The sequence below is a fragment of the Salinigranum marinum genome (assembly GCF_024228675.1).
Lineage (GTDB): Archaea > Halobacteriota > Halobacteria > Halobacteriales > Haloferacaceae > Salinigranum > Salinigranum marinum.
On the sequence record NZ_CP100463.1, the window covers coordinates 139,798 to 164,600 of the forward strand.

The 24,803-nt window shown below is 67.3% G+C and carries 21 protein-coding genes and 1 pseudogene; 13 read left to right on the forward strand and 9 right to left on the reverse strand.

Annotation, left to right across the window (positions count from 1 at the left end; translation table 11 throughout):
- The first annotated feature begins 71 nt into the window (after window positions 1-71).
- A complete protein-coding gene (locus NKJ07_RS22895) occupies window positions 72-1,478 on the forward strand; it encodes an amidohydrolase family protein (RefSeq protein WP_318571145.1) in 1,407 nt (468 codons plus the stop codon).
- Between the two features lie 12 nt (window positions 1,479-1,490).
- Here NKJ07_RS22895 and NKJ07_RS22900 read toward each other — a convergent pair whose 3' ends face one another.
- Complete coding sequence (locus NKJ07_RS22900) at window positions 1,491-2,825, reverse strand: 5'-deoxyadenosine deaminase (RefSeq protein WP_318571146.1); 1,335 nt, start codon at window positions 2,823-2,825, stop codon at window positions 1,491-1,493.
- Window positions 2,826-3,134: 309 nt separating this feature from the next.
- On the opposite strand from NKJ07_RS22900, the gene pucL reads away from it, so the two are divergent.
- From pucL to NKJ07_RS22915, 3 genes are all read left to right on the forward strand, one after another.
- On the forward strand, window positions 3,135-4,100 hold the full coding sequence (pucL, locus tag NKJ07_RS22905; protein ID WP_318571147.1) for a factor-independent urate hydroxylase: 966 nt from the start codon (window positions 3,135-3,137) through the stop codon (window positions 4,098-4,100).
- A complete protein-coding gene (gene uraH, locus NKJ07_RS22910) occupies window positions 4,097-4,447 on the forward strand; it encodes a hydroxyisourate hydrolase (RefSeq protein ID WP_318571148.1) in 351 nt (116 codons plus the stop codon). The genes pucL and uraH overlap by 4 nt, the downstream gene beginning before the upstream one ends.
- 108 nt (window positions 4,448-4,555) lie before the next feature.
- On the forward strand, window positions 4,556-5,854 hold the full coding sequence (locus tag NKJ07_RS22915) for a Zn-dependent hydrolase (protein ID WP_318571149.1): 1,299 nt from the start codon (window positions 4,556-4,558) through the stop codon (window positions 5,852-5,854).
- A gap of 159 nt (window positions 5,855-6,013) precedes the next feature.
- Here NKJ07_RS22915 and aceB read toward each other — a convergent pair whose 3' ends face one another.
- Together aceB and NKJ07_RS22925 are read right to left on the reverse strand one after the other, a co-directional pair.
- Window positions 6,014-7,324, reverse strand: a complete 1,311-nt coding sequence (gene aceB, locus NKJ07_RS22920; RefSeq protein ID WP_318571150.1) for a malate synthase AceB — start codon at window positions 7,322-7,324, stop codon at window positions 6,014-6,016.
- Window positions 7,325-7,443: 119 nt separating this feature from the next.
- Window positions 7,444-8,106: pseudogene (locus tag NKJ07_RS22925) on the reverse strand (solute carrier family 23 protein); the annotation flags it as partial.
- 528 nt (window positions 8,107-8,634) lie between these two features.
- Here NKJ07_RS22925 and uraD point away from each other — a divergent pair.
- Together uraD and NKJ07_RS22935 are read left to right on the forward strand one after the other, a co-directional pair.
- Entirely contained in the window at window positions 8,635-9,138 is a 504-nt protein-coding gene (gene uraD, locus NKJ07_RS22930) for a 2-oxo-4-hydroxy-4-carboxy-5-ureidoimidazoline decarboxylase (RefSeq protein WP_318571166.1), read from the forward strand.
- A 137-nt stretch (window positions 9,139-9,275) separates the two neighbouring features.
- Complete coding sequence (locus NKJ07_RS22935) at window positions 9,276-10,652, forward strand: dihydroorotase (protein ID WP_318571151.1); 1,377 nt, start codon at window positions 9,276-9,278, stop codon at window positions 10,650-10,652.
- A 45-nt stretch (window positions 10,653-10,697) separates the two neighbouring features.
- Here the strand turns inward: NKJ07_RS22935 and NKJ07_RS22940 are convergent, their stop codons facing one another.
- Window positions 10,698-11,153, reverse strand: coding sequence for a DUF3830 family protein (locus tag NKJ07_RS22940; protein WP_318571152.1), 456 nt, complete (start codon window positions 11,151-11,153; stop codon window positions 10,698-10,700).
- A gap of 343 nt (window positions 11,154-11,496) precedes the next feature.
- Here NKJ07_RS22940 and NKJ07_RS22945 point away from each other — a divergent pair, with 343 nt between their 5' ends.
- The gene (locus tag NKJ07_RS22945) at window positions 11,497-12,318 is read left to right on the forward strand and encodes an IclR family transcriptional regulator (protein WP_318571153.1); all 822 of its coding nucleotides are present in this window, start codon (window positions 11,497-11,499) and stop codon (window positions 12,316-12,318) included.
- Between the two features lie 803 nt (window positions 12,319-13,121).
- Here NKJ07_RS22945 and NKJ07_RS22950 read toward each other — a convergent pair.
- On the reverse strand, window positions 13,122-14,699 hold the full coding sequence (locus tag NKJ07_RS22950; RefSeq protein ID WP_318571154.1) for a hypothetical protein: 1,578 nt from the start codon (window positions 14,697-14,699) through the stop codon (window positions 13,122-13,124).
- 223 nt (window positions 14,700-14,922) lie between these two features.
- Between NKJ07_RS22950 and NKJ07_RS22955 the strand changes: the two genes are divergently transcribed.
- Window positions 14,923-15,828: a universal stress protein gene (locus NKJ07_RS22955; protein ID WP_318571155.1), complete on the forward strand. Its 906-nt coding sequence runs from the start codon at window positions 14,923-14,925 to the stop codon at window positions 15,826-15,828.
- Between the two features lie 116 nt (window positions 15,829-15,944).
- Here the strand turns inward: NKJ07_RS22955 and NKJ07_RS22960 are convergent, their stop codons facing one another.
- From NKJ07_RS22960 to NKJ07_RS22975, 4 genes are all read right to left on the reverse strand, one after another.
- Window positions 15,945-16,703, reverse strand: a complete 759-nt coding sequence (locus tag NKJ07_RS22960) for an SDR family oxidoreductase (RefSeq protein WP_318571156.1) — start codon at window positions 16,701-16,703, stop codon at window positions 15,945-15,947.
- 108 nt (window positions 16,704-16,811) lie between these two features.
- A complete protein-coding gene (locus NKJ07_RS22965; protein ID WP_318571157.1) occupies window positions 16,812-17,267 on the reverse strand; it encodes a hypothetical protein in 456 nt (151 codons plus the stop codon).
- Window positions 17,268-17,408: 141 nt separating this feature from the next.
- A complete protein-coding gene (locus NKJ07_RS22970) occupies window positions 17,409-17,819 on the reverse strand; it encodes an SHOCT domain-containing protein (protein ID WP_318571158.1) in 411 nt (136 codons plus the stop codon).
- Between the two features lie 219 nt (window positions 17,820-18,038).
- A complete protein-coding gene (locus tag NKJ07_RS22975; RefSeq protein WP_318571159.1) occupies window positions 18,039-18,476 on the reverse strand; it encodes an alpha/beta hydrolase fold domain-containing protein in 438 nt (145 codons plus the stop codon).
- Window positions 18,477-18,747: 271 nt separating this feature from the next.
- Between NKJ07_RS22975 and NKJ07_RS22980 the strand changes: the two genes are divergently transcribed.
- The 5 genes from NKJ07_RS22980 (at window position 18,748) to NKJ07_RS23000 (ending at window position 24,661) form a co-directional block, all read left to right on the forward strand.
- Window positions 18,748-19,671, forward strand: coding sequence for a TIGR03571 family LLM class oxidoreductase (locus NKJ07_RS22980; protein WP_318571160.1), 924 nt, complete (start codon window positions 18,748-18,750; stop codon window positions 19,669-19,671).
- 194 nt (window positions 19,672-19,865) lie between these two features.
- Window positions 19,866-22,094 carry a beta-glucosidase BglX gene (gene bglX, locus NKJ07_RS22985; RefSeq protein ID WP_318571161.1) on the forward strand — a complete coding sequence of 743 codons (2,229 nt, stop codon included), beginning with the start codon at window positions 19,866-19,868 and terminating at the stop codon, window positions 22,092-22,094.
- Between the two features lie 192 nt (window positions 22,095-22,286).
- Window positions 22,287-23,030 carry a SagB/ThcOx family dehydrogenase gene (locus NKJ07_RS22990; RefSeq protein WP_318570904.1) on the forward strand — a complete coding sequence of 248 codons (744 nt, stop codon included), beginning with the start codon at window positions 22,287-22,289 and terminating at the stop codon, window positions 23,028-23,030.
- Between the two features lie 2 nt (window positions 23,031-23,032).
- Window positions 23,033-23,245, forward strand: a complete 213-nt coding sequence (locus NKJ07_RS22995) for a hypothetical protein (protein ID WP_318570905.1) — start codon at window positions 23,033-23,035, stop codon at window positions 23,243-23,245.
- Between the two features lie 249 nt (window positions 23,246-23,494).
- On the forward strand, window positions 23,495-24,661 hold the full coding sequence (locus NKJ07_RS23000) for an ISH3 family transposase (RefSeq protein WP_318567202.1): 1,167 nt from the start codon (window positions 23,495-23,497) through the stop codon (window positions 24,659-24,661).
- The last annotated feature ends 142 nt before the right edge of the window (window positions 24,662-24,803 follow it).

Sequence of the window (24,803 nt, forward strand, 5' to 3'; positions counted from 1 at the left end):
TGTATGAACCGAACTCGGTGCCGCGGAGGACTCCTCGACAGCCGGACGCCCGCACTCCCCGAGGGGGCCGAATGACGGACCTCCTCGTGACCAACGGCCGGGTCGTCACCCAGAACGCCGCCCGCGAGGTGATCGACGACGGGGCCGTCGCCGTCGCGGGCGACGAGATCCAGGCGGTGGGGCCGGCCGAGGAACTCGCGGCCGACGCCGACCGGGTCGTCGACGCTGAGGGCGGGGCGGTGATCCCGGGGCTGGTGAACCCCCACACGCACGTCTCGGACATCCTCCTTCGGGGGTCGTTCGCCGAGGACCGCGGCCTCTTAGACTGGCTCTACAACGTCAAACGCCCCGGGACGCTGGCGATGACGGTCGACGAGCACGCGCTCGCGGCGACGCTGTACTGCATCGAGGCGATCCGGGCGGGCGTGACGACGTTCGTCGAGAACGACACGGAGGTCGTCTGGGACGACTGGTCGACGATCGAGGCCAAACTCGACGTGTACGACCGGTCGGGGATCCGGAACGTCTACGGCGCTGGCATGGTCGACCGCGGTGCGGACCCGGAGTTTCAGGAACTCGTCAGGGACATCCAGGCGCGGGAACCGGGCGTCGACCACCCGCCGCTCGAACTGTTCGTCGAGGAGACCGACACCGTCGTCGACGAGGTTGCGTCGCTGATCGAGACGCACCACGTGCCCGACGGCCGACAGTCGGTCTGGCCCGCCCCGGTCGTCGTCCCGACCACCACGAACCGGTGTTTCAGGGAGGCGTACGCGCTCGCCGAGGAGTACGACGTGATGACGACCGCCCACGTCGCCGAGGCCGAAGCCGAGGAACGCCGCGACATCTCCAGCATCGAGTACCTGCGCAACGTGGGCTACCTCGGCGAGCGCGCCCTCCTGGGTCACTGCGTCCAGATCGACGCCGGTGACGTACGACTCCTAGCGAAGACCGGCACGGCCGTCGCGCACAACTTCATGGCGAACATGCGGCTGGCGACCGGCTTCGCGCCGGTCGTCGCGATGCACGACGCGGGCGTCACCGTCGGGCTCGGCACGGATAACTCGATCCTGAGCGACACGGTCAACCCGCTGAGCGACGCCCGGGCGATGGCCGGCGGCCACAAGGGGTTCCACCGCGACCCCGGAGTCGTCCCCGCCCAGACGGCGTTCGACATGCTCACCATCGACGCCGCGGCGGCGATCGGCCACGCCGACAGCCTCGGGTCGCTGGAGGCGGGCAAGCAGGCAGACCTCGTCGTCGTCGATCTGGACCACCCGCATCTGACCCCCTGCTCGGACCCGGTGTTCACGCTCGTCCACGCCGCCCAGGGGTTCGAGGTCGATACCGTGATCTGCGCCGGCGAGGTCGTCATGGCCGAGCGCGAACTCCGGTCGTTCGACGCGGACGTCGGAGACGTGCTCTCGCGGGCGTCGACGGCGGCGGCTGATCTCGTCGACCGAACCGGCTTCGAGTAGTCGCGGCCGGGCTCAGGGTTTCTGCTGCCGTGCCGCCTCCCGCTCCTCGTCGAGCTCCATCCCGAGGGCGACTTCTCTGCCCCGCCGGCGGATCTCTTCGGCGTCGACGACCGTCACCTCCCCCTCGCGCATGAGGACGTCTCCGTCGACCATGGTGAACCGCACGTCGTCGCCGCGGGCGGCGAAGACGAGATGCGAGAAGACATCGTGGATCGGGACCGACCGGGTCTGGTCTGTGCTCAGGCCGATGACGTCCGCCCGCCAGCCCTCGCGGAGCGCGCCGACGCGCTCGAACCCGGCGGCCTTCGCGCCGTTCAGCGTCCCCATCTCGAAGACGGTCCGGGCCGGGACGGCGGTCGGCTCCAGGCGGTCGACCTTCCCGAGGAGGCTCGCCTGACGCATCTCCGTCAGCGGGTCGAGCGTGTTGTTACACGGCGCGCCGTCGTTGCCCAGCGCGACGTTGATCCCGCGGTCGAGGTAGTCGACGACCGGTGCGACGCCGCTCGCGAGCTTCATGTTCGACGACGGGCAGTGGGTGACGTGCGTGCCCGTCTCGGCGAGCACTTCTCGCTCGCTCTCGTCGGTCCACACGCAGTGTGCTAACACGACGTCCTCGCCCGTGAGGCCGACCTCGTCGAGCCAGTGGACGTTCCGCAGGCCGGTGTCTGATTCGACCGTCTCGATCTCGCCGCGGTTCTCGCTGGCGTGGGTGTGGATCCGGACGCCGTCGTATCTGTCCGTGAGCTCGCGCGCGCCTCGGAGACAGCTCTCCGAGCAGGAGACCGCGAACCGCGGGGTGACGGCGTAGCGGAGCCGGTCGTCGAACGCGCCGTGGTAGCGCTGGATGAGCCGTTCGGACTCGGCGAGCGCCGCCTCGGTGTCCTCACGGAGCGCGTCCGGTGACCGCCGGTCCATCAGCACCTTCCCGAGCACGCCGCGGATTCCCATCTCTCCGGCGGCCTCGAACGCCTCCTCGGCGTGAGCGACCGAGAGGTGGTCGATGCAGCACGTGGTCCCGTTCTCGATCAGTTCGAGGTAGCCGAGTTTCGCGGCGACTGCCATCTCCTCCGCGGAGAGCGACGCCTCCATCGGGAGCACGTAGTCGAACAGCCAATCGAGGAGTTCGGTGTCGTCGGCGATACCGCGGCCGAGGCTCTGGACCGAGTGGACGTGCCCGCCCACGAACCCCGGGAGCAGGAGGTCGTACGAGTGTGTCTCGCGGTCGCCGTAGCGGTCGGCGAGGTCGGCCCGCGGGCCGACGGCCTCGATGCGTGACCCCTCGACCACGACGGCCCCCTCTTCGATCACCGTCTCCGCGTCCGCGACGACCGTCCCTGTGAGCAGCATTCCCCTCCCACGTTACCGGTCGCCGATGAAAAGCTTCCGCTCGCAACACCGCCGCGGCACACCCGCCGGCACTGACACGGGGCACGCAGATCGTGTGGCGGCCCGTGTGGCGTCAGGCACGTTTGCGGAGTCCGTAGCGATCCGACGCGCTGCCGGACGGACGTCGAAAGTATGCCGCGGAACAAGGCCTTTTATACAGCCGGACGGAGTATCACCTGGACAATGACGTTCATCTGTCCCCCGACGAGGAGACGACGGAATCGCGGACGGGACGCTCCGGACGCCGACAGACGGAGGTGTCGGTAACGTATGGTCGACGACGCGGCCGACACCGGCCAGCGCACGATGAACTACGGCAAGGAGCACGTCGCCGTCTACCGCACGTACGGGACCCCGCTCGAAGGGGTGCGGACGATCCCCGAGTCGACGTTCGACGGCCGCGACAACGTGCTCTTCGGATTGGAGGCGCGGATCCAGGTCGAGGGTGAGGCGTTCCTCCCCTCGTTCAGCGAGGGCGACAACAGCATGGTCGTCGCGACGGACTCGATGAAGAACTTCGTGCTCCACCACGCCGGGGAGTACGACGGCGCGACCCTCGAGGGCTTCCTCCACTTCGTGGGAGCGCGGCTGTTGGAGACGTACGAACAGATGGAGGCCGTGCGGCTGTCGGCGGACGAACTCCCCTTCGAGGAGCGACCAGTCCCCACGGGCGACGGCTTCGAGGCGAGCGACCTCGTCTTCCGGGTGTCGCACAACGAGGCGGGGTTCGGCGACGTCTCGCTCGTCCGGAGCGACGACGGGCCGGTCGTCGACGACCACGAGAGCGGCGTCACGGAGATCGAACTGGTGAAAGTGAAGGACAACTCCTTCACCGGCTACGTTCAAGACGAGTACACGACCCTGCCCGAGCGGGAGAACCGCACGCTCTACGTCGCGCTCGACGTCTTCTGGACGTACGCCGAGGCGTCCGACGCGCTCGGCGAGGACCCCGAACGCTACGTCCCGGCCGAGCAGGTGCGAGATATCGCCCAGACCGTCTTCCACGAACACGACGTGAACTCGATCCAGGACCTGATCTACCGGATCGGCCTGCGGGTGCTCGAACGGTTCCCTCAACTCGAAAGCGTCCGCTTCGAGGCGAACAACCGCACGTGGATCAAAGAACGGGACGACCTCGCGGGTGACGGGAAGGTGCTCCGGGAGCCCCCACGGCCCACCGGCTTCCAGCAGTTCTCGATGGACCGCAGCGATCTGGATGGGGAGGACGAGACATGAGCGCGGGGCTGACGACACACGTCCTCGACACGAGCCGGGAGGGGCCCGCCGAGGGCGTCGCGGTGACACTCGACAGGGTAGACGACTCCGGGGGGACAGAGCCGATCGCCAGCGGGACGACGAACGACGACGGGCGTCTCGACGAGCCGCTCCTGACCGGGTCGGAGCTGGAGCCGGGAACGTACGAGCTGACGTTCGACGTCGGTCCCTACTACGAGAAGACCGGCACGGCGTCGACGTTCTTGGAGACGGTCCCGGTGCGGTTCGTCGTCTCGGAGCCCGACGAGCACTACCACGTCCCCCTGTTGCTCTCCCCCGGCGGCTACACGACGTACCGCGGGAGCTGAGCCCGTTGCGGCCGACCGCCCGCCGTTCACCCGCTGGTCGCCGTGACAACTGATAAGACCCGCTCACCACAACCGACACACCATGCCGACAGCCGACGACGAAAGACGATGACCGAGCGAGTGGTACGAGCCGACGTCGATCGCCTCCGGCGGGACATCGAGACCAACGCGCAGTGCGGCGCCGTCGCGACAGACGAGGGCGTGGGGCGGACGGTGCTCCCGGGGACCGAGGCGAACCGCAGGGCCCGGGAGCTTCTCGTCGACCGCATGATCGTCGCGGGACTGGACGTGACCGTCGACACCGTCGGCAACGTCGCCGGGACGTGGCGGCCCGACGGCTGTGACCCCGGGACGGCTCCCGTCGCGGTCGGGAGCCACCTCGACTCCGTCCCGAACGGCGGCATCTTCGACGGCCCGTTGGGTGTCTACGCCGGGCTCGAAGCGGTCCGGGCGATGCAGGACGCCAGTCTGTCCCCGGCCCGTCCGATCCAGGTCGTCTGCTTCACCGGCGAGGAGGGGACCCGGTTCGCCGACGGCGTCCTCGGCTCGTCGGTTGCCGCCGGCGTGCTCGACGTCGAGACGGCGCTCGACCGCTCGGACGGGAGCGAGACCCTCCGCGAGACGCTTTCCGACATCGGCTTCCACGGCGAGGGCCGCCTCGACGCGAGCGAGTGGCACGCGTGGCTGGAGCTCCACGTCGAACAGAGCGATCGGCTCGAACGACTCGACACGCCGGCCGGCGTCGTCACGACTATCACGGGCACGAGTCGTCTCCGCGGGACCATCGAGGGAACGCCCGACCACACCGGATCGACGTCGATGACGGAGCGGACGGACGCGCTCGCGGCCGCCAGCGAGTTCGTGCTCGCGATGGAGGAGGCCGCACGGAGCGCCCCCGACGCCACCGAGACGACCGTCGCGACGGTCGGGGAGCTCACGGTCGACCCGGGCGTCGTCAACGTCGTCCCGGGGCGCGTCGAGTTCAGCGTCGACGTCCGGGACGTCGACGGGACGGTGATCGACGGGCTCGTCGACCGGGCGAGCGCGGAACTCGACCGGATCGAACGGGAACGCGGCGTCACGACGACGGTCACACACCCGTACGAGGTCCCGCCCGTGGAGATGGCCCCCGTCTGCCGCGACGCCCTCCACGACGCCGGGCGGGCGCTCGACCTCGACACTGTCGACCTCCACTCGGGGGCCGGACACGACACGATGCAGGTCGCGGCCGCCACCGACGCCGGGCTGCTGTTCGCGCCCTCGCGCGGCGGCCACTCGCATAACCCGCTGGAGTGGACCGACTGGGTCGACTGTGCCGTCGCGACCGACATCCTTGCGACCGCGCTCGCCTCGCTCGCTGGCGTCGACCACGACGCCGACGCGCGCTCACACCCGAACCACGACTAGTTCCTCCCGACCGGTCGGGCTGGACCTCGTACTCCGTCCGTGGCTCCGCCTTCCCAGTCACACACGGCGTGGCGGTCGCCGCCTCGGAGGCGATGTGCAAAAAGCGAACGGAACGCCAGCGAACCTGCCCGAGCCGAGCGCCGTCGAGGGGCGTTCGAGTTATTGGGCGCCGACCTGCATCGCGCGGTCGACGACGTCCGCGCCGTACATCTCTTCGAGTTCCTCGTGCTGGTCCGGACGGTGCTCGTAGACGTCCTGGAACAGCGCGATCGGAGTCTGTGCGGCCTGGTAGGTCGCCTCGTCCCACATCCGGTCGGCGCTGACCTCGACCTCGACGCCGTCGATGACCAGCGTCGCCGACCGCGTCATCGCGATCGCGCCCTTGCCCGCTTCCTTGGCCGCCTCGAACTCCTCCATCGAGTCGACGATGTCGTCCATGCTCGGGACGTACGCCGTCAGGTTCAGCAGTTCCTCGTGGAGTTCGTCCTTGGCCAGTTCGTGTTCGTCGCCGCCGACGCCCAGCACGTACGTCCCGTCGTCGGTCGTCGCGAGCGTCAGGGCGTCGCCGTCGTACACCTGTTTGCCCTCGACGGCGTCGAGTTCGACCTCGTCGCCGTCGACCTCGACGAGCCACTGCCCGGTCTTCGGCGGGAGCGGGGCGGTGTTGGCCTCGACGACCTGCCCCGGCGTGAGCGACCAGATGCCGAGCATCCCCTTCGCGTGGTTCTCGGTCATCCGGTCGTGGTAGCCCGCCACGTCACGGATGTCGTCGTACGGCCCGTCGACCGCGATCAGGCCCGCCGCGCTGGCACCCCGGGAAGTGTTGTGTCGCAGTTCGGGCCACGGCGGCAGTTCGCCGGTCGGCGTCATCGCCCGCATGTCCTTCGTGTAGTCGACCTCGCCGTCGACGAGCATGAACATTCGCTGGAGGTTGTTCGAGGGCTTGCCCATCTCCGCGCGGAGGTCGCCCATGGCGAGTTCGGCCTCGCCGCTCTCGACGATGACCGACATCGAGAGGCTCCCCTCCTCGAGACCGTGCTCGTTCTCGATGATGGTGAAGAACTCGTCGGCCTTCTTCCAGTCGTCGATGTCGCCCACTTCGGGGATGACGAAGCCGTCGATGTGCTCGACCGCGCCGTTGTCGGGGTCGGCGATCTCGAGCATCTGCTGGAAGCCCTGGTAGCGTGTCGTGGGGCGCTCGCGGTGCCACACCACGCGCGGGTGGATCTCCCCGGGGAACGCCGCGCCGTGTTCGGCGACGACCTCGACGATGTTCTCGACGCCCTCGTCGCGCATCGACGGCGCTGTCGCGTCCTCGTTGTCGGGGATCCACGTGTCCGGGGCCTGCATTCCCCGAAGCTGGGCCGCGCTCCGGAGCATCTTCGCCGAGTCGTCTTCGCCCTCGACGGCGGTCGGGGAAGTGAAGAACGTCCGAACGAACTCGCGCTCGTAGTTTCGGGTCACAGTCATATCGATACTGTATGCCCTCTTGCGACGAGCATTAAAGTTGTGAAACCGTGGATCGTCGCCGCTAGCGCGCCCGCACCGCGCGCGACCGGGTGGAGGCTGTCAGTCGTGGTTGTCAGTCGTCAGTCGTCGGCGGACGCCGGTGCGTCGGGCACGTCGTCCGTCTCGGTCGGTGCGTCGGGCGTGAGCCCGTCGGTGTACTCGGTCGGACCGGTGCCGACGCCGCCGCCGGGGATCACGACGTTGAGGACGAGCGCGGCGATGCCGCCGGTCACGAGCGCGGAGCCGAACAGCGTCTGGACCGCGGCCGGGAACTCCTGGAGGACGGCCGGCTGGAACGCGACGCCGAGGCCGAGCGCCATCGACAGCGCGAGGATCGTCGAGTTGCGGTGGTCGAGCGTGACGTTCTGGGTGATGATCCGCGCGCCCGACGAGAAGATCATCGCGAAGAGGATCAGCGCCCCGCCGCCGAGCACCGCGTCGGGCATCGCCGAGACGACCGCGCCGACCTTCGGGACGAAGCCGAGGACCACGAGGACGACGCCGCCGATCCCCGCGACGTAGCGGCTCGCAACGCCGGTGAAGTTGACGAGCCCGACGTTCTGCGAGTAGGAGGTGTTCGGGAGGGCGTTGAACACCGCCCCGACGACGCTCATCACTCCGTCGGCGAAGAGGCCGCCGCGGAGCTCTCTCCGCGTGGCCTCGCGTCCCGTCGCCGAGACCGTCCCCGAGATGTCGCCGATCGTCTCGATTCCGGTGATGACGTAGAGGAACGCCACGGTGACGCTCCCGTAGCGTATCTCGGACAGTCGGAACAAGATGTGACTGCTGGTGGTGGGTCGGCGTATATCGCGCCCGCTGTCACCCCGACAGAGACGAAAAACAATAGTAGCAAACCTTCCTCGTCAAGCCCAGCGACGTTTGGTGTGTCCCGTTTTGCACGGGTCACTACCAATTGCTACCGAAAGTACGAACGGTTTGTCCTCGATACCGTACAGTACGACGGAGTCGCCGGTCGTGGCTTCCGATCCACCCGTGTGACTTCGTCGCACGGGATCAAATTTCAACGTTTGCATCAAATACCTAATATTCTCGTAGGTATTTTAGCTCGTATCGGATCGATGTCCGTTTTGCATCGGAGACACGGTCGAGACGGATCATCCGTCCACTCCTAACTGCCGCGTATGGCCGCTCCGGACGGCTCCAGCGACGGCCGCACCGGAGCGGTCCCCGGTGCCGCGTACGTCGACCCGCGGCAGTTCGTGATCGAACGGCGTGATTTAAGTAATCGGTCGACAGACGAACGGGAAGCGATGAGCGAACTCACGATCGAGGAACTGAACCGGGCGAACAGGGAGACGTTCGTCGATCTCCTGAGCGGCGTGTACGAGACGTCCCCGTGGGTGGCCGAACGGACCGCCGCGGAGCGGCCGTTCTCCTCGCTCGACGACGTCCACGGCGCGATGCGGGACGCCGTCGAGGAGGCCTCGCGAGCGAAACAGCTCGAACTGCTCCGGGCGCATCCCGACCTCGGCGAGCGGACGGAGATGACCGAGGCGTCACAGGCGGAGCAGGCGTCCGCCGGACTGGACCAACTCAGCCCGGATCAGTACGACGCCTTCCAGCGGCTGAACGACACGTACCGCGAGCGCTTCGGCTTTCCGTTCATCATGGCCGTGAAAGACGAGTCGCCGGACGCGATACAGGACGCGATGGAAACACGGGTCGACCACTCGGAGTCTACGGAGTTTCGGACCGCGCTGGACGAGGTGCACACGATCGCGCGGTTCCGGCTCGAAGCTCTGCTCGGGTCGTGACCGAGTACGCCCCTGGCACTCCGCAGGCGGATGCGTCGCCTGGGTCACGGTGGGTCCCGACGACGAGGTCGCGCTCCGGTCGGTAAACACGGCAGTATTGGCAAATTATATGAACACGTGTCCGCCATAGCGGACGAATGACTGTCGAGACGGTTATCGCGAACGGGACGCTCGTCACCGAACACGGAACCCGGGAGGGGGCGCTCGCGATCGACGAGGGACGCATCGTCGCGGTCGGAAAGCGCGACCGCCTGCCAGTGGCGGACACGGTCGTCGACGCGACGGGGCAGTTGGTCATGCCCGGCGTCGTCGACCCGCACGTCCACGTCGGCGACCACGTCTCCCTGGACACGTACGAGACGGCGTCGAAGGCGGCGGCCCTCGGCGGCGTGACGACGTTCATCGACTTCGCGTGGCAGGGGTTCGACGGCGACGCCGGCCCGGACCCCGAGGTATCGCTGCTCGAGGGCATCGCGGACAAGCGCTCTCGGGCGGCGGCGTCTGTGGTCGACTTCGGCCTTCACGCCGGGCTCCTCCGCGAGGACCCGGCCGCGTTCGACTCGTTCCCCGACCTGGTCGAGGCCGGCGTGACCTCCGTGAAGATGTACACCGCTTACGAGTTCGGCCTGTCGCACGGCTTCATCCGTCGGGCGCTCGATCGACTGGCGGACCACGGGATCGTCGCCCTGTTCCACACGGAGGACGACTCGATCTGTGAGGCACTCACCGAGGAGTTACGGGCGGCGGGACGCACCGACGAGCGGTGGTATCCGCGGTCGCGCCCGGACTACACCGAGGCGATCGCCGCGAACGCCGCCGCCCGCATCGCACGCGAGGTCGGCGCGAAGTACTACGGTGTCCACACCTCGTGCGAAGAGGCGGCCGACGTCCTCGCCGCACACCGCGACGACGGCACGAGGATCCGCGCGGAGACCTGCACGCACTACACGGCCCTCACCGACGAACGGTACGAGTCCGACGGCGCGCTCCCGCGGATCGCCCCGCCGCTCCGGACGGCGGCGGACCGCGACGCGCTGTTCGAGCACCTCCGGCGCGGCAGTCTCCAGGTCGTCTCGACCGACCACGTCGCCCAGTCGGCGGCGACGAAGACCGCGTCGAACTGGTGGGAGGGCCCCTACGGCGCGAACGGCCTCCAGCGGAGCTTGCAGGTGTTTCAGGACGAAGCGGTCGCCGAACGGGGCCTCTCGTACCCGTTCGTCGTCCGCGTGATGTGCGCGAACCCCGCCCGGACGTTCGGTCTGCCGAACAAGGGGACGCTCGACCCCGGGACCGACGCCGACATCGTCCTGTTCGACCCGACCGCGTCCGACGAGATAACCGCCGGAGAAAACGCCTCGGTCGCCGACTACAGCCTGTACGAGGGCCGGCAGGTGACGGGGCGGGTGACGAAGACGTTCGTCCGGGGGGAACTGGTCGCCGACGACGGCGCGGTCGTCGGGACGCCCGGCCACGGCAGGTTCGTCGAGCGAACCGTGCCGGAGTGGACCGCGTGAGGGCTCGTCGGGCGGCGCGAGACGGTTCCCAACCGGGTGGTTCGTTCAGTCGAGGGCCAGCGTGATCGGCTGGACGCCCTCCTGGAGGGTCAGTTCTTCGAGTTCGCGGAGCTCCGACCGGGTCGCGTCGACCATCGCGAAGTGGTTCCCCGCGAGTTCGCCGGCGGGGCTCTTGAAACACGTCGGGCCGCAGGGGAAGAGGATCTCCTGTTCGTTCCGGAACCCGGGGTACAACAGGAGATCCCCCCGCGAGGGGTAGACGGTGTGGTTCTCCCGGGGAACCGCGGGCAGGTCGATGTCGTCGATGTTCATCCACGTCGCGTGGCCGCTCCAGCGGACGTGCATCAACTCTGTCCGCAGTGGCAGGAGGTCGCGGACGGTCTCAACGGTTCGCGGGGCTTCCTCGGGGAGTAGCGTCGCGGTGAACTCGAACGCCCCGTCGGCGATCGTCAGCGTCAGTGCGCCCGGGCCAGCGTCGGCGTTCGTCTCAGTGGATCTCATGGTGGGTCGTATTCGAGCGGAGCGATCTGTCGGGGGGACCCCACAGGCCGCCGTCTCCGGGTGTCGTTCTCGACGCGGGTCACTAAACGTTTCAGTATCACACAGCAGTTGCCGCCGGGGCGCGCTCGGGTGTGGTTTCTCCACCACTGCGGGCGATTCCAGCCTCGTGGGGGCGGGCGGAGGAGTACACAGACCGGACCCACGATCGACCCGTCGGAGCCGCCGATGTAGAATCGGATGGAGCACCCCGTTTATCGAATATTGTAGCCAGAACGTCCAGCAGATAGCGGTTCTCGTTTGGAATATGAAAACAATCAAGTGGTAACCCACGGAATCGTGTGCCATGAACCAGCGCCCCGGGACGAACGGCGGGCGGGAGTTGAAGACCGTCAGGACGGCGACCGAGGTGATCGACGCCCTCTTGGACGGCGGTCCGTGCGGCGTCACGGAGCTCGCAACCCGCCTGTCGCTCCCGAAGAGCACGGTGTACACCCAGCTCAACACGCTCCGCAACGGCGGGTTCGTCACGAAGGACGGCGACGAGTACCAGCTCTCGTACAAGTTCTTGACCCTGGGCGAGTACGTGCGAAACGAGACGACGCTGTACCAGGTGGCACGGACGGAAGTCGACAGGCTGGCCGACGAAACCGGCCAGTACGCACATCTCGTCACCGAGGAGCACGGCCGCGGGATCGACCTCTACAAGGCCAGAGGCGAGACCGGCGTCGGCGACACGTACCAGGCCACGAAGCTTCAGCGGCGCGATCACCTCCACATCACCGCCTCGGGGAAAGCCATTCTGGCCCACCTGCCCCGCCAGCGCGTCGACGAGATCGTCGACGAACACGGGCTGGGCGGACGGACCGACGAGACCATCACCGACCGTGAGACGCTGTACGAGCGGCTGTCCGAGATACGCGAACGTGGGTACGCGTACAACGACGAGGAGGAGGTTGTCGGGCTCCGAGCGGTCGGCGCGCCGATCAGACGGGCAGACGGCGCGGTCCTCGGATCGATCAGCGTCTCCGGGCCGACGAGCTTCGTGCAGGGCGACCGCTTCGAGACGGCGCTCCCGGAGCTCGTGACGAGCGCGGCGAACGTGATCGAGGTGAACATCAACATGGACGACATGCGGTCCGAGCTCTCCGAAACCGGGTCCCGGTGAGGACGTCACGTCGACGTGTCCGACGGCGTGTCTCGTGAACCCGCGTTCGGATATCTCGGACGGTCCTCACCCCGCGTTCGAGGCCGGACCGGCCGCCGGTCAGTTCGAAATCAGTTACAGCCCTACTCGTGTAACACCTCGGCGTCGGAACCGAGAGACTCCCGACCAGACGAGGACGCCCTGGGATCGTCGGTCCGCCGATCAGCCCTCGACGCGGTCGGTCACCGTTCGATCGGCCGGTAGTCGACGCAGCCTATACCCGGATTAGTATTGCTATTTAGAAACAATACTATTACGCGGAGCACCCGTCGACCGATCCGCGACCGACGGAGCGATCGGGCCATCCAGATGCGTGTGAGACAACGTTTCGACGGGAGTCAGACCGACGAAGGCAGGACCATACCCGGTTCTAATCGAACGAACTGTGCCCGATTTCGAAGGATTCGACCGGAGGCCGGTCGTCCGGACGGCGGTGTCTCACAGCGAGTTTGCTTGTGAGTCGCCGTCGCTGTCTCGGTCGCCCGTCCTTCGAGAAGACCGACACTGCCGGGTGTTTCTTCGGCATTTATATTGCATATTAATTGCAATATAAATCGCCCTCGAACCGGGCCACGGTCCCATTGCCCCGACCGGGCTCGCTGCAGCGGTCGGGGGAGTCACGCGCCGTCTCACGAGTGCGGTCGGCACGGCCATCGTCCTCGCGGATATCGAGAGCGATCGCGCGCGACAGATCCACGTCCCGGCTCCGAGATCAGTCGTGATACTGGGAGCGTCGGCGAACCGGGACACGGCCGAGGGCCGTCTCAGCCGGTCGCCGACGCGTTCGTCGCGTTGCCCTGGACGACACGGACGGTCTCGTTGCCGTAGAGTTCGAGAGTCTCGACGACCGTTCCGTTCGGGGCGACCCGCTCGACGACGAGCGTGGGCGTCCGATCCGCCGCGTCGCTCTCCCCCTCGGGCGACGCCGTGACGCGCTCACCTTCGAGGAAGGCGGTCACCTCCGCGGTCGTACTGACTTCGTGGACGTCGCTCGACCGGGCGTTGACGAACGCGATGTACGCGATGCCGCTGCTGTCGCTCGGGACGACCCGCACCTCCCAGTAGAGCTGCCCGTCGACGACGACGGGGATCGGTTCGGACGGGGTGAACCGGTTCCAGTCGGTCGTCCGCGCGGCCTGTCTGACGTAGTCGGTCGCCTTGCGTGCGCCGAACAGTGACTGCCGCGGGGAATAGCTCTCGTACTCGCCGGTTCGACCATCGACCGTCCACACCTCCTTGAGCCCCTGTGCCTGGCCGTACGGTTCGACTGCGACGACGTACTCCGGCCCCTCGGTCGTGAACACGAGGAACGGCTGGTCGTTCCCCTCGCCGGGGACCGGAGCGACCTCGATCTCGTCTTCGTGGCTGGTGAACGTGTTGACGATGCCGTTGCGGTACTTCGTCGCGGCGACCTTCTCGCGGGCCAACGCGAAGGGGTAGAGCTTCTGTTCTTCTAAGACTGAGTGGCCGCGGGCTTCGGCGGGTGAGAGGTCCTCGACGTCCCCGTCCGGGCCGATCAACACCACACCACCCCACTCGGGCGTCGTGTACGGCAGCGGGAGCCAGTGGAACACCGGCTTCGTGTACGGCACCGCGACGTACTGGTCACCCTCGTGGACGACCATGAACGGGTCGCCGTACTCGACCAGGTAGTTCGCCTGTTTCAGCATCGCGAACCGATAGTTGTTGTAAAAGGCCGGTCCGACGCCCTTGTCGAGGTCGCCGACGACCGTGTCGACCTCGGCGTTCTGCTGGGTCACGTCCACGAGGACGGTCCCGTGTTGGCGTTTGGTGTAGTGGTTGTACGCGCCGTCGGGGGCGAGCGCGTACGACCAGTACGGCGTGCCGTTCCGAACGGTGATGTCGCCGCCCTGGATACGATACTGCGGGAAGTTGAGCGTGTTCGAGGCGTACCGCGAGGCGACGCTCTTGGTCACCACGCGGGGCTTCGCCGGGTCGGTCTCGCTCAGGTTCCCCGTCGTGGCCGCACGGTCCATGGTCGTCTTGCCGATGTCCTCGCCGGCGAGCAGGCCGGCCACACCCGCACCCGAGACGAGCACGACGACGAACACCACGACCCCGAACTGACCGCTCACGAGTGAGCCGAAGGACCGTCGGGCGAACAGGGCGATCCCGAGGCCGACCAGGGCGGCGAACGGCAGTATCGGTGTCGTGTAGACGCCGTAGACGATCCCGTGAAGCCATGGCCGGAAGTACCACGCGAGGGCGAGCGCGACGCCGGTCGCAACGAGCGCGAGCCCGGCGAACCGCCGGGGGTTCTCCGCGCGCAATCGCCCGAGACGATCCGCTCCCGCGAGGAGGAGTTCGCCGATGGAGGGCATGTGTCACGGCGTCGTGATCGAACGCTCATTACTGTACCGACATCCGACAAGCGCGAGAATCCAGGCGGGACCGACCCCTTGCGGGCGACGCCGCGCCCCGCGGGGGCGGGCAACGTCAGGCGAACGCAGTCGAGGTCCGACTCGTGTCAGTCGCGATCGTTCGTGCCCGGTGGCTCCGGCGTCGTTGTTTTATGACTGTCTCCGTGCTATGCGGAGGTGAGACATGTACGACCGCATCCTCGTTCCGACCGATGGCAGCGATCACGCCGTTCGGGCCGCCGAACACGCCCTCTATCTCGCGGATGCCTTCGATGCGACGGTGCACGTGATCAGCGTCGTCGACGTCCAGGAGGCGGCCGGTCCGTTCAGCGCCGGCGGCGTGGACCAGTCGTTCATCGCGCGCCTCGAAGCGAACGCCGAATCGACGATCGACGAGATCGAAGCCGCGGGCGACGGCAGCGCCCCGATCGAGTCGACGGTCCGCAAGGGTGAGCCGACCGCGGAGATACTCGCGTACGCGGACGACCACGACGTCGACCTCGTCGTGATGGGGACACACGGCCGCCGCGGGCTCCGTCGCGTCATCGCCGGGAGCGTAACCGAACGCGTCGTTCGAACCGCCGACGTCCCCGTGATCACGGTGAGCGCGAACGAGCGAAGCCGCGTCGACGGTGGGTACGACGAACTCCTCGTGCCGACGGACGGGAGCGAGCCGGCGACCGCGGCCGTCGCCCACGGGCTCGCGATCGCGGAACACACCGGCGCTCGCGTCCACGCGGTGAACGTCGTCGATGTCGGAGCGCTCGTCGCCGGTCCGGAGTACGCGCCGTCGGCCGAACTGGGAGCGCACCTCGAAGCCGCCGGCGAGGCGGCGACCGGGGACATCGCGGAGCGCGCACGGGACCGTGGACTCGACGTGGTCACGGCGGTCGAGACCGGGGTTCCGGCTCGCGCGCTCCTCGCGTACGCCGACGAACACGACATCGACGTCGTCACGATGGGCACACGCGGGCGGACCGGGCTCAGTCGGTACGTCCTAGGCAGTACGGCCGGCCGCGTGATCCGGGACGCCGAGATGCCGGTGCTCTCGCTCAACGTCCGAGGCCCGGGAGCCGACGAGTCGGCCTGAGCGGCTCCCGACGACGCTCCGGACGGGACCGGTCACGGGCGACCGTTATCTGAATCGAGGCGCTAAGACCCCACCCGCAAGCGCGAGCCGTCAGGCGAGCGGTAGAGTAGGGTAGTTCACTGCGCCATGTAGCCACCGTCGACCGGGTACGACGTGCCGGTGACGAACGAGGCCTCGTCGGAGCAGAGCCAGACGACCGCGTTGGCGATCTCTTCCGGCGTCCCCATCCGCCCGAGCGGCTGCATCTGCACGAACCCTTCGATCGAGTCGGGGTCCGCCTCGGCGGCGCGCTGGACCATCGCCGTGTCGATGACGCCGGGACAGACCGCGTTGACGCGGACGTTCTCCGCCGCGTACTGCGTCGCGGCGACCTTCGTCAACCCGAGCACCCCGTGTTTGCTCGCGACGTACGGCGTCCCCCCGGCGGCGACGAGGCCGGCGATCGACGAGGTGTTGACGATCGCTCCACCGCCGTGTTCGACCATCTCCTGGAGTTCGTACTTCATGCACAGCCACACGCCCTTCAGGTTGATGTCGATCACTCGGTCCCAGTTGTCTTCGGTCTGCTCTGCGAGCGGGTCGTCGCGGCCTTCGATCCCCGCGTTGTTGTGGGCGATGTCGACGCTCCCGTACGTCTCGACGGCGGTCTGCACCATCGCCTCGACGTGGGCCGGATCGCTCACGTCCGTCTCGACGAACGTCGCCGTCCCCCCGTCGGACTCGATCTCGTCGACGACGCGCTGCCCCTCGTCACCGACGACGTCCGCGACGACGACGTTCGCGCCCTCTCGGGCGAACCGCGCCGCTGTCTCCTTCCCGATCCCCGATGCGGCACCGGTCACGATTGCCGTCTTGTCAGCAAGGTCGTACGCCATGGCTCCAGTTGCGCCCGCCGAAGAAATGTAGTTTTACAGTCATTCTCGGAGATCGGGAACGAACCTGACTGGCCGACCAGAACCGGGATCGCTTCGGCCACCGTGCGCTCAGGAGTCCCCGAGGAGCGCCGACCGACGGAGGATGCGGAGAGATCGCCGAATGAGGGCACCAGTCCCGTACGCGAGCGTGCCGAAGAAGACGGCCGCAGTGCCGAACACAGCGAGACTGACCGGGTCGAAGAAGAACGCGAGCTCTTCGGCGACCCCCCGTTCCGAGAGTCCGAGGAACGCCCAGTCGGCGTGAAACCCGAGATACGGCGCGAAGAGCGCGAGCCACGCGACGACCAGGCCACCGCTCCGGTAGCCGACCACCGTCGCGACGGCGAGGCCGACGAGCGTCGCGTCCCCCGGAAGGATGAGGACCCCCCCGGAGACGGCGAACAGATCGACGGCGTAGGCGACGAACGTGGCGACGGCGAGACCGACCGCACCGAGGAGGGCGAGGGTGCGCTCGAAGCGACTGTGCGCGGAACCGAGAAGCAGTTCACGGAGCGGAGGGACCATACCGACGCTTCGAGCCGGGGAGGCAACTGTTCTGTGGCACCCAAACGGCCGGCCAGCCTGGTCGACGCCGACGTGATCGGTGCTCCGTGCCCCGACGAAGGGGGGCAGAACCCGCCACGGAGAGACACACGGCTACGGGACTCACTCCGACTCGCGGGATCGTTCCGCGCGGCGAGGAGCCGCGTCGGCTGTCGACTCCACCCGTCTGTCGGCATCGAGGAGTCTGTCGAGTCGCGCCTCGAACTCCGCGTCGGAGAGTTCGCCGTCGGCGTACCGCTGTTTGAGCCTATCGACCGGGTTCGTCCGCTCGGGACTGTCAGTCCGCTCACCGCCGTCGCTTCCGGACCGACCCACCAGACGCAGTCGGAGCCAGCGCACGCCGATCCAGAGCGAGAAGACGAGGAGAACGCCGGCTGCGACGGCACCGGCCATCGTACCGGACAGCCGGCCGACGTACCACAGTGCGGCGACGATGACCAGCGTGTCGGCACCGAACGCGAGGAAGGTGCCCAGCACGAACCCGGTGAGGACGCGCGGTTCGGACCGTGTCACGTCGACATGTCTGCTCCGCTGTCACTTGATGGTTCTGTTCGCGCGCCGACGCCCAGTACGGCGAACGCCGCGGTGGGACGCGTCGGGGAAGGGTGCAAAACCGGCGGGTGTGACAGCGCCCGACGAACGGGACGCCGTGCAACCGCGCGACACCTTCCGGGAGGGCGTACCGACGACAGCGCGTGTCGTCGCCAAAGCCGTCACGAAACGTTCAGGTCGTCAGCTCAGTCCCAGCGTCGGGCGAACCCACGCGCCCATGCGCTCGACCGCGTGATCGGCTTCGCTCTCACGCCCGGCCGAGTACGCAAACGCGTGCTGCACGTCGGGGACGACTTCGACCGTGACGTCGACCCCCGACGTCTCGGCTTTCGCCGCGAACCGCCGGGCGTCGTCGACGAGCGCCTCGCCGCTGCCCACGTGGATCAGCACCGGCGGAACCCCCGTCAGATCGGCGTGTAACGGACTGGCCAACGGATCCGTTGGTGAACCGTCTCCGAGGAACAGGTCGGCCATCACTTCGACGAGCCCCCGCTGGACCAGCGCGTCGGTCGACGCGTTGCTGTCGAGGGAATCACCGTTCAGCTCTATGTCGTACCACGGAGAGATCGGCATGATGGCGGCCGGCAGAGGGTCGCCCTGGCTCACGACAGTACCCATACATAATAAATAAATGCTTAGGTTATGTGATTAACCCGTCTGATCGTACAGGAGAGACGACCGTACGGACGGCTGGGAGACAGGGTCGACGACCGCGTCCCCACAGCACGTGCGTCTCGGTCGTCTCCGGGCCCGGAGCGGTGGCGGGCCGTCGGCGAACGGGTCCGGCCTCCACTCGGCTGCCGTGTAGAACTCCAGCCGAGTGAGAGAATCGAGAGTGGGGGTGCGCGAGATGCGAGTACCTATGGGTCTCCGACCGTGAGAGCGGACGATGACCGAGTTGTCGCACGCGAACGCCGGCTACCGACGACTGTTCGACCGCGAGGGGTTATCGTTCGGGATCGGCTTCCCGCTGACGGGAGTGCGGGAGTCGACACCAGCCGTCGAGCGCGAGGTTCGACTCGCACGTCACGCCGAGTCGGTTGGCTTCGACGGGCTCTGGGCACGGGACGTGCCGACGTACTGGCCGCGGTTCGGAGACGCCGGCGGGGCGTTCGACACCTGGCCGTTGCTCTCGCACGTGGCCGCGGAGACCGACGAGGTCGCACTCGGGACGTCGAGCGTCGTCCTCCCGCTCCGACACCCGATCCACGTCGCGAAGTCCGCCGCGACCGTCGACAGGCTCTCCGGTGGCCGACTCGTCCTCGGCGTCGCCTCGGGCGACCGCGACCCCGAATACCCCGCGTTCGGCGTCGACCCGGCCGACCGAGGACGACTGTTCAGAGAGCGCGTCGACGCCCTCCGGACGCTCTGGCGTGAGCCGTATCCGACGGTCGACGGCTCGTGGGGACACCTCGACGGCGACGTGGACGTCCTCCCGAAGCCGACCACAGAGACGCTCCCCCTCCTGCCGACGGGGAACGCCCGGCAGTCGACGGAGTGGATCGCCCAGCACGGCGACGGCTGGCTGTTCTACCACCTCCCGGACGACACGCTCAGGACGTACGTCGACAGGTGGCGGGAGCTCGCCGGCGACAAACCCTTCCTCATCGCGGTGCGCGTCGCACTCGCGGACGACGCGGACGCCGACCCGGAGCACCTCCACCTCGGCTACCGCGCCGGCACCGAGTGGTTCCGAACGTACTTCGGTCGGCTCGAGGAGTTCGGCGTCGATCACGTGATCGTCGGCCTCCAGGCCGACGACCCACAGCGCGCGATGACGACGTTCGCCACCGAGGTCGTCGACGGACGCTGACCGAATCGCCCGCGACCGACGGTGTACGCCATCGACTCAACAGTCGGTGACGAACGACGACAGCACGTAACGGGGACGTGCGACGTACCCCTCTCGGTACAGGGGACGTGTGCAGCGCGACCACCGAAACCGATCACGTCTCGTGCGTTTCGACAGAGCCGGTGGTTTATATTCGCGCGGAGTAGCTACCGGATATGAACGCGCAGACGCGGACGCTGCTCGATCAGCTTTCGTCCGAGCGGCGAGCCGAGATCGAAGCACACGTCGAGAGGTCGCTCTCCGAGCTATCTCTCGAACAGAAAGTGGGGCAACTGAACCAGGTGAACGCCGACTTCGCGACGGGAACCGCCGTCGGCGATATGGACCTCGAGCAGGGGATTCTGGACGGCGACATCGGTTCGGTTCTCAACTGCAAAGACCTCGAAGAGGCCCGGCGGCTCCAAGAACTCGCAGTCGAGGAGTCCGACCACGGGGTCCCGCTCGTGCTGGCGCTGGACGTCATCCACGGCCATCGGACGATCTTCCCGATCCCGCTCGGCGAGGCGGCCTCGTGGGATCCGGAACTCGCGGAGCTGTCGGCTCGCGTCGCCGCGGTCGAGGCGGCCGCGAACGGGGTGCAGTGGACGTTCGCACCGTCGGTCGACGTCAGCCGCGACCCACGCTGGGGCCGTGTCATGGAGGCGGCGGGCGAGGACCCGTACCTCTCCGGAGCGCTCTCGAACGCACGCGTCCGTGGCTTTCAGGGCGACGACCTCACCGCCGACGACACCGTCCTCGCGTGTGCGAAACACTACGTCGGCTACGGTGCCTCCGAGGCCGGCCGCGAGTACAACACCGTCGACGTCTCCGAGACGAACCTCCGCGAGATCCACCTGCCGCCCTTCGAGGCCAGTCTAGAAGCGGGCGTCGGCAGCGTGATGAACGCGTTCAACCTCTACGAGCGGATCCCGGCCAGCAGCAACGGGGAACTGGTCAACGAGCTGTTGCGCGGGGAACTCGGCTTCGAGGACCTCGTCGTGTCCGACTGGAACTCGTTCGGCGAACTCCTCGAACACGGCGTCGCCGAGGATCTGCGTGACGTGGCCCGGGCGTGCATCGAGGCTGGCTCCGACGTCGACATGGTCAGCGGTGCCTACGCGACCGAACTGGTCGGACTGGTCGAAGACGGCGTCGTCGACGAGTCGCTCGTCGATCAGGCGGTCCGACGCCTGCTCACCGTCAAAGGTGCACTGGGCCTGTTCGAGGACCCTTACCGGTACTTCGACGAGGAGCGCCGATCCGAGCGGACCCTCACCGACGAGCACCGCGAGGCCGCCCGCGAGGTCGCCCGCGCGTCCCAGGTCCTCTTGAAAAACGACGACGAACTGTTGCCACTGAGCGGTGACGACGAGATCGCACTCGTCGGTGGACTCGCAGACAGCGCGACCGACATGCTCGGTGCCTGGCGTGCCGAAGGCACACCGGACGACGTGACCACGCTCAGGACGACACTCACCGACCGCGTCGAGAGCCTGACGTACGTCGAAGGCTGTGATCGGGACGGCGCTGTCAGCGACGAGCAACTGGAGGCGGCGGTCGAGACCGTCGCGTCCGCGGAGGTCGCAGTCGTCGCCGTCGGCGAGCGCTACAGCCAGAGCGGTGAGGCAGCGAGTCGCGCCCACCTCGACCTCCCTGGCGACCAGCGGGCACTGCTCCAAGCACTCCTCGAGACGGGGACGCCCGTCGCCGCCGTGCTGTTCAGCGGCCGACCGTTGGCGATCGACTGGGAGGCCGAACACGTCCCCGCGATCCTCGAAGCCTGGTTCCCCGGTGTCGAGGCTGGGCCCGCGATCGCCGACGTCCTCCTCGGTGCGTACAACCCGTCGGGCCGTCTCCCGATGACGTTTCCCATCACGGAAGGGCAGATACCCATCTACTACAACCGTCTGAAAACCGGGCGGCCGGCGGAGGACGCCGACGTGGACCTGACGGAACCACCGGCGGACCACGCTGAAAAATACGTGTCGCGGTATCTCGACGTTCCGAACGAACCGCTGTACGCCTTCGGCCACGGGGAGAGCTACACCGACTTCGCGTACACCGACGTGTCGCTCGGAGCGACGACGATCACGCCCGAAGACTCCCTCTCCATCGACGTTGCCGTCGAGAACACCGGCGACCGGGCCGGGACCGAGGTGGTTCAGGTGTACGTCAGAGACCCGGTCGGCAGTCGCGCACGACCGGTCAGAGAGCTGGTTCGCTTCGAGAACGCCACCCTCGCTGCTGGCGAGTCGGCGACCGTTTCGTTCGAGTTGACGACTGCCGACCTCGCGTTCTGGACGGCAAACGAAGAGTACGCCGCGGAACCCGGCGAGTTCGAGGTGCAGGTCGGCCACGCAGCCGACGATATCGCCGTCGTCGAGACGTTCGAACTAGCCGAGTAACGGAGCGCGGGCCACGGAGTCGTGAGATCACGACACGGTCCGGTTCGGTGTCCGGAACGGTCCCGACAAGACGGTAGCGTTCGCCGTCACACGACCGCTGGCGTCTGTCGTGACCTCGTCGATCCGACCGGCGGAGCCCGTTGGACGGCAGTTCACCGCACACTTTTGTCGGCGAGTCTATAATAACGACGCATGACGCTCGGGAACCCATCACGCCGAACAGTGGCCACCGTCGTCGCCGCCGTGCTCCTCTCGGCGGTCATAAACGTCGCGGTCGGTGCCGTCAGGCTCGTCCGAACCGACGGCGGGGGCGGTTGGCAGGCCAGCGGGTCCGTGCCGCTCCCGAGCCCGGACCTCACAGGGGACGTGTCCGTCGAGGACGCGATCGCGAACCGGCGTTCCAGACGCGAGTACGACGACCGCGCACTCGACCGTCGGGAGCTGGGGCAGTTACTCTGGGCGACCCAGGGCGTGACCGACCGGGTCGCCGGGTACCGGGCTGCGCCGAGCGCCGGCGCACGCTACCCGCTGGAGGTGTACGTCGTCGTCGGGACACCGGGTGTCGAGGGGCTCGAACGGGGCGTCTATCGGTATCGCCCGCCGATGCACGAACTCGTCCGTGGGAGGACGGGCGATGTCCAACGGGAGCTGCGGGCGGCGTCGGTCGATCAGGAGTTCGTCGAGGCGGCCGCAGTCGACGTCGTCATCTGTGCAGCGGACCAGCGGACGACCGCGAAGTACGGCCCCCGAGGAGAGCGACGGTACGTCCCGATGGAGGCCGGACACGCCGGACAGAACCTCTACCTGCAGGCCGAGACACTGGGACTCGCGACCGTTTCGGTCGGTGCGTTCGACGACGAGCGCGTGCGAGGGATCATCGGTGCCCCGGTCGGACAACGGCCGTTGTACGTCTTCCCCGTCGGAGCGCGGGCGTGACGATGGCCGAGATCGTCTTTAGTCACGTGGGGCTCGCGACGACGACCGTGATCCACGCCCTGTTGACGCTGGTCACGGGGATCGCACTGCTGACACACCGCTACGGCTACCCGCCGCGAGGTCGCCGGTTTGCCGTCGTGCGAGTCGCTCATACGACGTTCGGCGTGCTGATGATCGTCTATCTCGTCGCGACGTATCTCGTCGTCCCGCTTTGAGCGCGCGGGGCACGCCTCGTCGACGACTGTGTTCTCCAGCGCTCACTGCCGATCAGCCCCGCTTCGATCGACCTCGGCCGTGTCCGTGACGCCTCTCGACGGTCGTGTTACAGTTCTCGGTAATTGAGCCTCAGTTCTCAAATTCAGGATGGCCTTCGAGACGGAACGGATAGCCGTCTCCGAACACCTCCCGAACAATATTCAGTACTTCACGAAGCCGGTTAGTTGAGACGTCTGCTTGCGGAAGGTGTGCTTAGAACCCAGCAAGCAGACAGTAGACTCCATGAGGACCAGATTCTTAACTTCCTCGTCAACACCCTTGACGAGGAAGTTTCGATCACTCTCGGTGAGAACGCTCAGATAACGTCGGAAGAGATCTGTGAGGTCCTCGTCGGCGCGTGCGCCGACGGGACCTCAATCTCGACACTTTGTGAGAATAGTGCTAACTCCCCTCGTGCCAACGCCGTCCTCTATCATCTTCGGACGAAGTTCGAGCTGGAACAGCTCGAACGAGTCGGAAACACACTCCTCCAGCGAGATATTCTCGATGCCCTTCCCAAGCAGGTGGAGGTCGTCGCTGACCTCCACCTGCGTCCCTACTACGGTGACGAAGACGGCACAGAGGGCCTCTACCACTCGGAAGCCAAGCGTGGAACAACCGCATTCCACGCGTACGCGACGCTGTACGCACGCGTGAAGAACAAACGCTACACGCTGGCGGTGCGCCGTCTTGTCGACGGCGACACCGCCAGCAGCGTCCTCGCCGAGTTTCTCGGTATCCTTGACGGCCTTGACCTCGGCGTCAAGGCCGTCTACCTCGATCGAGAATTCTACGACAGCAAGTGTCTCACGCTGCTGCAGGCGCACAACCACGCGTACGTCATCCCGATTATCCGGTGGGGTCAGTCGATCAAGCAAGAACTCTCCGAGGGCTGGAGTCGCGTGATTCACCACGACATGACGGCGAAACTCGACGGTCACAGCTGGACCGTCGAGTTTCCCGTCTACATCGACTGTACCTACCAGAACGGACGATACGACGAACATGGCGTGGCGCGTCACGGCTACGCCGCTGACGCGCCGTTCATCAATTCTCCTCGCGACGCTCGATACCACTACGCGAAACGCTTCGGTATCGAGGCCAGCTACCGACTCTCCGAGCAAACGATTGCGACGACTACGACACAGGATCCGGCGGTACGGCTGCTGTACGTCGTAGTGAGTTTGCTGTTACAGAACGTGTGGCGGTATCTGCACTGGGAGTATGTGGCGACGCCCCGCCGAGGCGGGCGTCGCCTCTGGGAGTGGTCGTATAAGGAGTTCACCAACATGATCCGACGGGCAGCGTGGACGGCCCTCGCGACGCGTCGGGCCGTCCCCGCAAACCGACCGCCGGACGACCGGTTCGTCCGGTAACGACCGATCGAGTACGCCCCTGCGGTGAGTGGCAAGGCTGTCGCGTCGGCGGCGGATCGCCGCCGACAGCGACGATCTTCTCTTGATCTTCCGGTGACCCCCTCGTCAAGATCGATAGTGGAGTCGATTCGACACGGAACTT